This window comes from Nonomuraea sp. NPDC050394, assembly GCF_044459065.1.
Lineage (GTDB): Bacteria > Actinomycetota > Actinomycetes > Streptosporangiales > Streptosporangiaceae > Nonomuraea.
This window is the reverse complement of the sequence record NZ_JBITIO010000011.1, coordinates 254,271-265,792: the sequence shown is the minus strand read 5'-3', so window position 1 is coordinate 265,792 and position 11,522 is coordinate 254,271. Positions and strand designations below refer to the sequence as shown.

General features: G+C 69.4%; 15 protein-coding genes. 4 read left to right on the top strand and 11 right to left on the bottom strand.

Going from position 1 to position 11,522, the window contains the following annotated elements:
* Position 1 precedes the first annotated feature (1 nt).
* The 3 genes from ACIBKY_RS36485 to ACIBKY_RS36475 are packed head-to-tail and all read right to left on the bottom strand — an operon-like array spanning position 2 to position 2,600.
* On the bottom strand, positions 2-640 hold the full coding sequence (locus tag ACIBKY_RS36485) for a PIG-L deacetylase family protein (protein ID WP_397104027.1): 639 nt from the start codon (positions 638-640) through the stop codon (positions 2-4).
* Positions 637-1,398, bottom strand: a complete 762-nt coding sequence (locus ACIBKY_RS36480; RefSeq protein WP_397104025.1) for a glucose-1-phosphate cytidylyltransferase — start codon at positions 1,396-1,398, stop codon at positions 637-639. Before ACIBKY_RS36480 ends, ACIBKY_RS36485 begins: the two co-directional genes overlap by 4 nt.
* Positions 1,395-2,600, bottom strand: a complete 1,206-nt coding sequence (locus ACIBKY_RS36475) for a methyltransferase domain-containing protein (protein ID WP_397104023.1) — start codon at positions 2,598-2,600, stop codon at positions 1,395-1,397. The genes ACIBKY_RS36480 and ACIBKY_RS36475 overlap by 4 nt, the downstream gene beginning before the upstream one ends.
* A gap of 144 nt (positions 2,601-2,744) precedes the next feature.
* Here ACIBKY_RS36475 and ACIBKY_RS36470 point away from each other — a divergent pair, with 144 nt between their 5' ends.
* A complete protein-coding gene (locus tag ACIBKY_RS36470) occupies positions 2,745-3,320 on the top strand; it encodes a dTDP-4-dehydrorhamnose 3,5-epimerase family protein (protein ID WP_397104021.1) in 576 nt (191 codons plus the stop codon).
* Here ACIBKY_RS36470 and rfbD read toward each other — a convergent pair.
* The 6 genes from rfbD to ACIBKY_RS36440 form a co-directional block, all read right to left on the bottom strand.
* The gene (gene rfbD, locus ACIBKY_RS36465; protein WP_397104019.1) at positions 3,302-4,153 is read right to left on the bottom strand and encodes a dTDP-4-dehydrorhamnose reductase; all 852 of its coding nucleotides are present in this window, start codon (positions 4,151-4,153) and stop codon (positions 3,302-3,304) included. The two genes, ACIBKY_RS36470 and rfbD, sit on opposite strands and share 19 nt — an antisense overlap.
* Complete coding sequence (rfbB, locus tag ACIBKY_RS36460) at positions 4,153-5,082, bottom strand: dTDP-glucose 4,6-dehydratase (RefSeq protein WP_397104017.1); 930 nt, start codon at positions 5,080-5,082, stop codon at positions 4,153-4,155. The genes rfbD and rfbB overlap by 1 nt, the downstream gene beginning before the upstream one ends.
* A gap of 54 nt (positions 5,083-5,136) precedes the next feature.
* Complete coding sequence (locus ACIBKY_RS36455) at positions 5,137-6,207, bottom strand: glucose-1-phosphate thymidylyltransferase (protein ID WP_397104015.1); 1,071 nt, start codon at positions 6,205-6,207, stop codon at positions 5,137-5,139.
* A gap of 2 nt (positions 6,208-6,209) precedes the next feature.
* Positions 6,210-7,664: a sugar transferase gene (locus ACIBKY_RS36450; RefSeq protein WP_397104013.1), complete on the bottom strand. Its 1,455-nt coding sequence runs from the start codon at positions 7,662-7,664 to the stop codon at positions 6,210-6,212.
* Between the two features lie 269 nt (positions 7,665-7,933).
* Positions 7,934-8,284, bottom strand: coding sequence for a hypothetical protein (locus ACIBKY_RS36445; protein WP_379615417.1), 351 nt, complete (start codon positions 8,282-8,284; stop codon positions 7,934-7,936).
* Positions 8,285-8,373: 89 nt separating this feature from the next.
* Entirely contained in the window at positions 8,374-8,736 is a 363-nt protein-coding gene (locus tag ACIBKY_RS36440) for an MmcQ/YjbR family DNA-binding protein (RefSeq protein WP_397104011.1), read from the bottom strand.
* Positions 8,737-8,821: 85 nt separating this feature from the next.
* Between ACIBKY_RS36440 and ACIBKY_RS36435 the strand changes: the two genes are divergently transcribed.
* The 3 genes from ACIBKY_RS36435 to ACIBKY_RS36425 are packed head-to-tail and all read left to right on the top strand — an operon-like array spanning position 8,822 to position 10,480.
* Positions 8,822-9,646, top strand: coding sequence for a YbaB/EbfC family nucleoid-associated protein (locus tag ACIBKY_RS36435; RefSeq protein ID WP_397104009.1), 825 nt, complete (start codon positions 8,822-8,824; stop codon positions 9,644-9,646).
* Between the two features lie 10 nt (positions 9,647-9,656).
* Positions 9,657-9,980, top strand: a complete 324-nt coding sequence (locus ACIBKY_RS36430; RefSeq protein WP_397104007.1) for a hypothetical protein — start codon at positions 9,657-9,659, stop codon at positions 9,978-9,980.
* A gap of 5 nt (positions 9,981-9,985) precedes the next feature.
* Positions 9,986-10,480 carry a hypothetical protein gene (locus tag ACIBKY_RS36425; protein WP_397104005.1) on the top strand — a complete coding sequence of 165 codons (495 nt, stop codon included), beginning with the start codon at positions 9,986-9,988 and terminating at the stop codon, positions 10,478-10,480.
* Between the two features lie 3 nt (positions 10,481-10,483).
* Here ACIBKY_RS36425 and ACIBKY_RS36420 read toward each other — a convergent pair whose 3' ends face one another.
* Complete coding sequence (locus ACIBKY_RS36420; RefSeq protein WP_397104003.1) at positions 10,484-10,780, bottom strand: YrhB domain-containing protein; 297 nt, start codon at positions 10,778-10,780, stop codon at positions 10,484-10,486.
* 14 nt (positions 10,781-10,794) lie between these two features.
* Complete coding sequence (locus tag ACIBKY_RS36415) at positions 10,795-11,493, bottom strand: toxin glutamine deamidase domain-containing protein (protein ID WP_397104001.1); 699 nt, start codon at positions 11,491-11,493, stop codon at positions 10,795-10,797.
* Positions 11,494-11,522: the final 29 nt, after the last annotated feature.

Sequence of the window (11,522 nt, the reverse complement as noted above, 5' to 3'; positions counted from 1 at the left end):
GTCAGTCTCCAGCCAGGTCGATCGTCAGCTTGTTCACATGGAAGGCCTCGGCGTAGCGGCTGTTGCACTCGATGCCGCGAAGGCGCATCAGGCCGAGGAAGGCCTCGCGGTCGAACCAGGCGCGCCGGCGCTGCGAGGGGTAGAGCAGGTGGAGCAGGTCTATCTTGCGCTCGGCCAGCTCGGGCACGATCGGATGGTAGGCGTTGGGGCGGCCCATGTCGCCGTCCCACTTGGCGATCTCGTAGCCGAGCGTGAGGTGGTCGCGGAACGTCGTCGGCACGAGCTGGGCCAGGCCCCGGTGGTCCTGGTGGGCGTCGCCCGTCCAGGGAGCCAGGATCAGGTCGGGGTCGGTGGCGGCGCGCAGTTCCTCCAGCGCGTCCTTGGCGCGCTCCCAGTGGGAGGGCAGCCGGCCGTCCGGGATGTCCAGGACGGTGACGTGCACTTCCGCCTCCGGGCAGAACGCCTTCAGCGCGGCCCGCTCCTCGTCCTCCCTGGAGGTGCCGCCGCCGGACAGGACGAGCGCGTCCACACGGGTCGCGCCCAGCGTGAGCAGCGTGGCGCCGGCGCCGATCGCGAGGTCGTCGCAATGGGCACCGAGTGCCACGATCCGCCCGGCCCGGCCCGGCCTGAGCCCGATCATGCTTCCCACAGCGCCCATGGACGCTCGCCCCGGCTCCACGAACCGTCCAGCTCCAGGCGCTGGTTGACGGTGTCGCTGGGACGCCAGTAGCCGCGGTGCCGGTAGGCCAGGAGGCGGCCGCGCTTGGCCAGCTCCATGCAGCCGTCGGCGACCAGGTCGCCGCCCTCCGGAATGTGGTCGAAGATCTCCTGACGCAGCACGAAGAAGCCGCCGTTGATCCACAGCGGCATCTCGCTGACCGGGGTGATGCCGCCGACCAGGCCCTCCTCACCCATCTCGATGACGTGGAAGGTGTTGGACGTCGGCGGGACCACCATCATGGACGCGCCCGCGCCGGAGGCGGCGAAACTGTCGATGATCTTGGGCAGGGGCGCGTCGGCCACCACGTCGGCGTAGTTGGCCAGGAACATCTCATCGCCGTCCAGCCGCTCGCGCACCCGCCGCAGCCGCTCGCCGATCGGCGAGTCGAGGCCGGTGTCCACCAGCGAGATGCGCCAGTCGGAGATGTCCGTCTCCAGCATCTCGACCGTGCCGTCGCGCAGCGCGAACTGGTAGGTCAGGAAGAAGTCCTTGATGTGCTGGGCGCCGTAGCCCAGGCACAGGATGAAGTCCTTGTGACCGAAGTGCGCGTAGTAGCGCATCACATGCCACAGCAGCGGCCGGGGCCCGACGAGCTGCATGGGCTTGGGGATGTCACCGCCCACACCCTCGTGCCGCATACGCGTGCCGCGCCCTCCGCAGAACAGGACGACCTTCACTCGACGACCTCCAGCCTGGGGATCGGGAAGACCAGCCGGCCACCCCACTCGCGGACGAAGGAGAGCTGCTCGACCAGCTCGTCACGCAGGTTCCACGGCAGGACCAGCACGTAGTCCGGCCGGTCGGCCTCGATCGCCTCCGGGGGCAGGATCGGGATCCTGCTGCCGGGAGTGAACCTGCCGTGCTTGTACGGGTTGCGATCCACCGTGTACGCCAGCAGGTCCGGCCGGATGCCGCAGTGGTTGAGCAGCGTGTTGCCCTTGCCCGGCGCGCCGTACCCGACGACGGTCTTGCCCGCGTCGGCGGCGTCGATGAGGAAGCGCAGCAGGTCGCGCCGGACCTTGGCGACGCGGGCCGCGAAGTTCGCGTACCCGGAGATCTCATGTAGTCCGGCGGCCTTCTCCCTCGCCAGGACGTCCGCCACCCGCTCCGACGGCTCCCCCGACGGCTTCGCCCACAGCCGGATCGAGCCACCGTGCGTCGGCAGCAGCTCCACGTCCACCAGCGTCAGCCCGCCGCTTGCCAGCGCGCGCTGCGCCGAGGCGACCGTGTAGTACTGGAAGTGCTCGTGGTAGATCGTGTCGTACTGGTTCAGCTCCATGAGCGTGAGCAGGTGCTGTACCTCGATCGCGACCAGGCCGTCGTCGGCCACCAGCGCCCGCAGGCCCCGGGTGAAGCCGGCCACGTCCGGGATGTGCGCGTAGACGTTGTTGGCGACGACCACGTCGGCGGGGCCGTGTTCCTCGCGCACCCGCAGCCCCACCTCGGGCGAGAGGAACTCGGTGAGCGTCGGCACGCCCTTCTCCACCGCGGCCGCGCCCACGTTGGCCGACGGCTCGATGCCCAGGCAGCGCACCCCGCGCTCGACCACGTGCTGAAGGAGGTAGCCGTCGTTGCTGGCCACCTCCACCACGAACGAGTCCGGCCAGAGCGTCAGCCCGTCCACGAAGCGGCGGGCGTGCTCCACCCAGGAGGAGGAGTAGGAGGAGAAGTACGCGTACTCGGTGAAGGTGTCCTCGGGGGTGATGAGCGGCGGGAGCTGGGCCAGCCAGCAGTCCGTGCACACCCGCAGGTGCAGCGGGAAGGTCTGCTCGGGCTGGTCGAGGCGGTCGGCGGTGAGGAACAGCTCGCAGGGCGGCGTCGCGCCGAGGTCCACGACACCGGCCATCGCACCCGACCCGCACAGACGGCAAACGATCATGTCAACTCACTCCCGCCACGTGGTCCACCGCGAGTTCGTCGGACACAGCGGGCAGATCGTTACAGCGCGGCGTGCTGCCCGTGGAGGAGACGGTGGTCATTTCGACCTAGCCCTTTCAGGAGTGTTTGTGTGATGCTGCGCCCCATGAAGCCCCTGAGCATCGACGGTGCGTGGGAGTTCACCCCGCGCGTCCACGCCGACCCTCGCGGCGCCTTCCTGGAGGCCTACCGAACCGCCGACCTGCCCAGGCCCTTCGACACCGTGCAGGTCAACTGCTCGGTCTCCAAGGCGGGCGTCCTGCGGGGCGTGCACTTCGCCGACGTACCTCCCGGGCAGGCGAAATACGTGATGTGCGTATCCGGCGCGATCCTCGACGTCGTCGTGGACCTGCGCGAGGGATCCCCGGACTTCGGCCGGTGGGAGGCCGTGCGGCTCGACTCCGACGAGCGCAGGGCCGTGCTCATCGCGGAAGGGCTCGGACACGCCTTCCTCGCGCTGAGCGAGCAGGCCACGGTGCTCTACCTGTGCTCCTCCGGCTACAACCCGGGCGGTGAGCGCGGCGTCCACCCCCTCGACCCCGACCTGGGCATCACGTGGCCGGTGGACGAGCCGCTGCTGTCGGACAAGGACGCGGCCGCGCCCACGCTGAAGGCGGCGCTGGAGTCCGGGCTCCTGCCTTCCTACGCCGTGTGCCAGAAGTTCTACGCGGGACTGCACTGACGACCAGCTCTCGAGGCCAGCACCGGCCAGGCGGCGTGGAGCGCGGCCCGCCAGTCGCGCAGCGGCTCGCCCCTGGTGCAGGCGAGCAGGCTGTTGGCCGGGCGCGCGGCGGGCATCGGGTAGTCGGCCGTGGTGATCGGCCTGACCCGGTCGGGGCTCGTGCCGAGCAGCGTGAAGATCTCGCGGGCGAAGCCGTACCAGGTGGTCTCGCCGGCGCTGGTGCCGTGGTAGACGCCCGGCGGCTGGTCGGACTGGGCCAGCCGGACGAGGTAGTCGGCCAGGTCGGCGGTCCAGGTGGGCTGGCCGCGCTGGTCGTCGACCACGTTAACGAACTCGCGTTCACCGGCCAGGCGGATCATGGTCTTGACGAAGTTACGGCCGGCCGAGCCGTACAGCCAGGCGGTGCGGACCACGTAGTGACCGGCGGCGGCGACCTCGCCGGCGAGCTTGCCGCGCCCGTAGGCGTTGAGCGGATTCGGTTCGTCGTCCTCCCGGTACGGCCGCGCCGACCGCCCGTCGAAGACATAGTCCGTCGAAAGCTGGACTAATCGGGCCCCCGCCCGCACACAGGCGTCGGCCAGCACCTCGACCGCCCTGCCGTTGACCGCCATGGCCACGTCCTCGTGCTTCTCGGCGTCGTCCACGGCCGTCCAGGCGGCGCAGTTGACCACCACTCTGGGCCGGTAGGCGCAGACGAAGTCGCGCACCGCGCGCGCTTCGCACAGGTCGAGGTCGGCGCGGGTGAGCGCGATCACCGGCTCCCCGGTGAGCGCGATCCGCTCCAGCACGTCGGTGGCGAGCATGCCGCCGCCACCGGTGATCAGCCAGCGCATCAGTCGTTCCACCGGTCCCCGTGCTCGGCGTACCAGCGGACGGTGTCCTTCAGGCCCAGGTCGAAGGCGACCTCGGGCCGGTAGCCGAGCGCGCGCAGCTTCGCGTCGTCGAGCGAGTAGCGCCGGTCGTGGCCCTTGCGGTCGCTCACGTACTCGACCATGTCCCAGTCCTTGCCGCAGGCGTCGAGCAGGCGGCCGGTCAGCTCCACGTTGGTCAGTTCGGCGGTGCCGGCGATGTGGTAGACCTCGCCCGGCTCGCCCTTTTCCGCCACGAGCCGGATGCCGGCGCAGTGGTCGCTCACGTGGACCCAGTCGCGGACGTTGCCGCCATCGCCGTACAGCGGGACCTTCTTGCCCTTGAGCAGGTTCGTCACGAAGAGCGGGATGAGCTTCTCCGGGTACTGGCGCGGGCCGTAGTTGTTGCCGCAGCGGGTGATGGAGACGTCCAGGCCGTGGGTGATGGCGTAGGCGCGGGCGATCAGGTCGCCGCCGGCCTTCGCCGCCGCGTACGGCGAGCGGGGCTGCAACGGCGCGTCCTCGGTCCACGAGCCGATGTCCACCGAGCCGTAGACCTCGTCGGTGGAGACCTGGACCACCTTGCGCGTACCGGCCCTGTGGCAGGCGTCGAGCAGCGTCTGGGTGCCGAGCACGTTGGTGCGCACGAACTCGGCGGCGCCGTCGATAGAGCGGTCCACGTGCGACTCGGCGGCGAAGTTCACCACCAGGTCGTGGCCGGGCACCACCTCGTCGAGCAGGGCGCCGTCGCAGATGTCGCCGTGGACGAACGTGTGGCGCACCTCGTCGAGGTTGCGCCGGTCGCCGGCGTAGGTGAGCTTGTCGAGGACGGTGATCTCGGCCCGGTCGTCCACGCACATGCGCGCGTACGCCGAGCCGATGAAACCCGCTCCCCCGGTGATCAAAATCTTCATGAGCCCGACTCCGTCGGCCTCATGAGATTCATGCCGCGTGTGATCATTCCCTCGCTACGTTCGGTCATGGATCTGGACCTTGCTGTGATCGCCCAGCACGAGGCGGTGGGCTCTGGGGGTGTTGGGGGCGGGCGTGACCTGGACGTCGTGGCCGATGAGCGAGGCCTCGATGCGCCGCACGCCCTCGATGGAGGCGCGGGGCAGCACGATGGAGTACTCGATCTCGCTGTCGGCGATGACGCAGCCGGCGCCGATCGAGGTGAAAGGACCGACGTAGCTGTCGGCGACGCGCGCGCCCGCCCCGATGACGGCGGGCCCGACGATGCGCGAGCGCTCCACGCGGGCGCCGTCCTCCAGCCGCACCCGTCCGATGAGCTCGCTGTCCAGGCTCTCCCCCTGCACGGACGGCTCCATCGACTCCAGCACCAGCCGGTTGACCTCCAGCATGTCCTCGACGTTGCCGGTGTCCTTCCAGTAGCCGGTGACGGTCGTGGACTCGACGTGGTAGCCGCGGTCGATGAGCCATTGGATGGCGTCGGTGATCTCCAGCTCGCCGCGCCAGGACGGCTTGAGCTCGGCCACCGCCTCGTGCACGGCGGCGGTGAAGAGGTAGACGCCGACCAGGGCCAGGTCGCTCTTGGGGTGCTGCGGCTTCTCCTCCAGGCTCTTGACGCCGCCGTCGGGATTGAGTTCGGCAACGCCGAACTGGCGGGGGTCGCCGACGCGGGTCAGCATGATCTGCGCATCCGGCTTTCTGGCCATAAATCCGGACACGATGTCGTTGATGCCGCCGACGAGGAAGTTGTCCCCCAGGTACATGACGAAGTCGTCGCCACCCAGGAAGTCGCGGGCGATCAGCACCGCGTGCGCCAGCCCGAGCGGCGCCTCCTGCCGCAGGTAGGTGACCTCCAGCCCGAACGCGGAGCCATCGCCGACCGCCGCCTCGATCTCGGCGTGCGTGTCACCGACCACGATGCCCAGCTCCCGGATGCCCGCCGCGGCGATCGCCTCCAGCCCGTAGAACAGGACCGGCTTGTTGGCGACGGGCACCAGTTGCTTGGCCGAGGTGTGGGTGATCGGCCTGAGCCGGGTCCCCGACCCTCCGGCGAGGACGAGTGCTTTCACGGCTAGTAGGCCCCTTCTCCACGGGTGACGACCGACCAGGTCTTCCAGAGGATCTGCAGGTCGAGAATGAGCGACCAGTTCTCGACGTACCTGAGGTCGAGCCGTACCGACTCCTCCCAGGTTAGGTCGGAACGGCCACTGACCTGCCACAATCCGGTCATACCCGGCTTGACGACCAGGCGCCGGCGTACGTCGATGCCGTATCTCGCGACCTCTTCCGGCAGCGGCGGGCGCGGGCCGACCAGCGACATGTCCCCGGCGACGACGTTGAGCAACTGGGGCAGCTCGTCGATGGAGTATCGGCGCAGGAAGGCGCCGACCCGGGTGATCCGTGGATCGTTCCTAATCTTGAAGAGCACGCCGTCGAACTCGTTCTCGTCGAGAAGCGTGTCCTTGAGTTGCTCCGCGTTTACCACCATGGTCCGAAATTTCAGGACCTTAAAGGTCGTGCCGTCCCTGCCCACCCGCGTCTGGCGGAACAACGCGGGCCCGTGGCTGGTCAGCCGGATCGCGAGCGCGATGCCCAGCAGCGGAATCGACAGCAGCAGCACCGCGAGCGCCGCGACCACCCGGTCGAAGGCGTTCTTCACCACCCGCTTGGCCCCGCCGAACTCCGGATGCTCCACGTGCAGCAGCGGCATCCCGGCGACCGGCCGGATGCTGATGCGGGGTCCGGCCACTTCCATGAGCGCCGGCGCCACGAACAGATCGGTCTTGGTCGTCTCCAGGCTCCACGCCATCCTGCGCAGCGTGGTGCCGTCGAGCTCGGGACAGGCCAGCACCGCGACGGCGTCCGCCCCGGCCTCGGCCACGACGCCGGCCACGTCGGTGAAGGAGCCGAGCACCGGCGTCCCCTCAAGATCGGCGTCCAGCGTGCCGGGCGGCAGGCACGCGCCCACGACCACCATGCCGTGGTGCGGCTGGCGGCGGAAGGTCACCACCAGGTCGATCACGGCCTCCCGGTGGCCGACCGCGATGACGTGGCGCATGTAGTCGCCGACCGCCCGCCTGCTGTGCAGGCGTTTGCGCATGCGGTAGCGGAAGAACAGCGTCGCCACGATGGCCAGCGGCAGCGTGGCCATGACGAAACTTCTGGCGACGGCCGTCTGGGTGGCGTAGGCGCCGATGGCCACCGCGGCCATCAGCCCGACACCGCCGTTGAACACCGCGCGGAACTCGTCAGTGCCCTCGCCGTGGGCTCGCTGACGGTACGCGCCGCCCAGCATCAGGGCCAGTGGCCAGGCCACCAGCAGCCCGATGCCCAGGGCGAACTCCTCGGTCGGGATGTACGCGCCGAAGCCCAGCCGCACCCCGAACACGAAGGCACAGCAGACCACCGCACAGGCGACGTCACCCAGCAATAAGAGCCGTAGATACGCTCGCGTCCAGATACTGGATGCGTGACGCGGCACGGCATGGAGGAGCACGACATCGGACTCCCCTATCCCCACCCTCATAACACCCCACCTGCAACTCTCGGCACCGCAATAACGTGACGTTCCTTGAAGCGCATGGGTTTACCCACATCCCACATGAACTCAAGGGCGGCGGCCCCCACTAAAGAGTAAAGATCGATTCCATGCTGGGGAATAACGCACTATGTCCACAATCGGACGTCGGGGCGCAGATTTCTGACCTTGACGGAACGATCCAAAGATGCAGCGAGGAACAGGGGGAATGTCTGTTTGACCACTGGAAACCCAGCGATAGCGCCAGAATTCAGGAGCTAGTCATACTCAAGATCTGGCAATGCGGACGGCGGATCCGGACTGCGCCACACGACCACAACCCCGTCCTGCACGGACTCCGCCGCGACGGCCAGTCGGTCAAGATCGAAATCCGGCAGATACCGCAGGCGCGCCAGAAACGTCGCATCGGTCGCCGACCTCGGCACGACGCAGCCCTCGCCGTCGCGATCCAGCAAGATATAGAGGACGTCGGCTCCGGGCTCGGTGACAACCCTCACCTCGACCACGTCCTCCCACGCCAGCGCCTCGACGCTGCCGTCGGCGTAGTGGCGGGTGACGCCCTCCTCGGTGACGTACACGTAGGAGTCCGGCATCGGGTTGCCGTGCATGGGCGCGATTCTCGCGACTCGGGGCCTCGTCCCGCAAGGGCCTGCGCTTATAGGTGCTTATGGGACCACCGGCAACCGCGTACCGGCGATCATGGGCTGTCGACGAGCCCCAGCGTGGCCTCGAACGCCGTCACCATCTCCTGCGGCGCCGTCAGGCACCACGCCTCGGCGACCAGCTCCCACAGCTCCTCGGCGTCGATCCGGTCCAGGTGCACGACGACCCAGCCGAACCGCCCGGCGGTGAACTGCACCTCGAACACCTCGGGCCGCTCGGCCACGAGCGCGAGCTGCTCCTCGATGGTGGCCTTGAGCCCGACCGTCTCCGTGCGCTCCCACAGGTAGCCGAACCCGCGTCCGTGGACCTTCATACTGGTCCACTCGCCGCCGTCGCCAAGCTTGTGCTCAGGCAGCCGCCGCAGCATCTCCAGGAACTCGTCAACGGTTACGCCCATGCCAACAGGTCTAGCAGAGCCGTCCGACATTTGCCGCATCGAAGGCGAGAAGCGGCCTTTGTCAGGCTGAGGTAATGTCTGTCCGGTGCCGGAGCCTCTTGACGACACGGAACTCGATCGGCTGATGGCCGACACCCGCGCACTGATCGACTCGTTGCGCACGGGTGCGGCGGACGCGGCGCCGTACGGCAATGGCACGGGCGAGGACGGCCGGGTACGCGTCACCGTCGGACGCGGCGCCGTCGAGGACATCAGACTGGACCCGCGCCTGCTGCGGCTGCCGCCGGGCGAGGTGGCGGAGCTGGTGCTCAGGGCCGTCAACGAGGCGATCGAGCGGGCGCGAGGCGCCCACGGCACCCCGGACGTGCCCGATCTGGCGGCCATGTCACAGATGTTGCGCCTGGCGCGCGACGAGGCCCTGTTCCGGATGGACACGATCTCCCGCGGCATCGCCTCGGCGATGGCCGAGCTGCACGGCCGCACCCGGGTCGAGGGTACGGCCGACGCGCGCAACCTCGGCCTCGACCAGCTCCTCGAACTCACCCAGATCTACCTGGACGCGGCGGCCGAAGGACCGGAACGGCCGGTCGAGCCGCCGCGCGGCGAGGGCCTCGCGCTCAAGGGCCAGGTACGCGCGCTCGCCGCCGACGGCCGGCTGGAGGCGCTGGAGATCGGGGCGAAGGCGATGTCCGCCGGTACGCACGAGCTGGCCGGGCACCTGCGCACCGCCGTCAACGAGGCGTTCGCCGACCTGCGCGCCAAGCGTGCCGAGAGCGAGGCGGCGGCCGGCGTGCACCGCGAGGACCTCGACCGGCGGGCCCGCCAGCTCCAGGACCTCAGCCTCGACCAGATGCACCGGGCCACGCGGGCGCTGCGCGACATCATGTCCAGTGTCCGGGGCCCGGACTAGGGAGGTGGCCGTGGAAGACAGCCTGCACAGACCCGCGCGGACGTACGGCGCGGCCGGCGAGGTCGGCACCTCGGCCGACGAGCTGCGGGCGCGGCTGGACGCCTTCCGCCGCGAGGTCGAAGGCGACGGCGGCGCCCTCGGCGGCGACGACCTCGGCATGCTCATCGGTGCCGTCTACGCGGCCATCCACGAGATGGCGTTCGGCTCCTACAGCGAGAACACCGACGATCTGAAGACCGTCGCCGCGGACATCCAGACCATGGGGGCGAACCAGCAAATGGGCGAAGAGCTGAATCTCATCGAGGTCAACAACGTCAAGAAGATGCTCGGGTAGACGTCATGGGTATGCAGCCCCCGGCCGGGCTCGGCAAGGTCATGTACTCGCTGGGCCGCCACTGGCCGATGACCGACGAGGAGTATCTGTTCAAGATCGGCCTCGCCTGGATGGCGCTGGGCCGGGACATGGGCACGGCGGTGAACAAGAGCGAGACCCCCGCCGCGGGGGTGTGGGCGGAGCAGAAGGGCGACGGCGTCACCGCCTTCCGCCAGGCATGGAACGCCGAGGACTCCCCCCAGGGCAACCTGCGCGACGGCACGACCGGCGCCGGCGTCATCGGCCTCGGGCTGATGATCCTGGCCGCGATCGTCCTCATCCTGAAGATCAACTTCATCGTCCAGCTGATCCAGCTCGTCATCCAGCTCCAGCTCGCCATCGCCGCGGCCCCGGCCACGATGGGCGCCTCGACGGCCCGCATGCCGATCATCATGGAGATCACCGGGCGCCTGCTCGACCTGTGCGTCACCATCGCGATGAACGGGGTCATCGGCGGCTGAGGCTCAGGGCGCTCGCCCGCTCTCGTAGGCCTCCAGCGCGGACTCACGGGTGTGGAAGGACGGGAAGTCGATGATCCGCCCGTCCTCACGCAGCACCAGCAACGGCCCGGCGCCGGCCAAGCCCTCGCCGGGGTCACGGGTGCGCAGGTAGGACACCGTCGTATAGGTGAACAGCCACCCGTAGGGCCTCTCGATCGTGGCCGCGTCGTCGACGGCGACCTCCTCGGCGCCGTCCAGGTCCGGGAACTCCCTGGCGACGAAGTCGCGCGCGACACGCTCGGCCGCCTCTCTGCTGATCATCGGTGGCCCCCTCCTCACGCGGTGCGGAAGAACTCGAACGAGGTGAACTGGCTGTGGGGATTCGTCGGCGACACCAGCTTGTACTGCCCATCCAGGTAGAGCACCCTGCCGTTGACGTTGGCGACATTGTAGATGTGCGCGTTGCCGCTGGTGCCGCTCGCCATGACGATGCCGCGCGATCCCGGGTTGGCGGCGATCGTACGCTCCGCGGCGTCGAGGGAGTCGCTCCGCGTCGTGCCCTCGATCGCCCTCCTCTGGTAGACGCCCCGGGCCTGGCCCATCGGCGCGCCCGGGAGCGGACCGGCGACCGCGACCCGCCTGGCGAGCACGTCGTCCACGGCCAGGGCCATCTCGGGACAGTTCCTGCGGCTGCCGGTCGGGTTGATGTGCTGCAGCATCTCCCGGATCCTGATGTACGACAACGGCCTGCCGGCCGCCTCCCGCTGGATGCGGGCGATCTCCTGGTGCGCCCGGCGCATCGCGGCCTGCTCGGCGGCCGACAGCGGCGCCACGGCGCGCTCGAACTGATCGGTGTGCCGCGGGCGCAGGTTCGCCAGCGGCACGGGGCCACGGCCCGGCACCCGGGGCGGGACCCGGCCCGGCCCGGCCGCCATCTGCGGGCGGCGGCCCTTGCGTGCCGCGCGACCGCGTTTGAGCCAGGGAGCGGCGACGCGGAACAGCCCAAGGCGCACGACACCACCGAACTTCGCCATTGGGGATTTATAGCAGTCAGTAGTCTGGG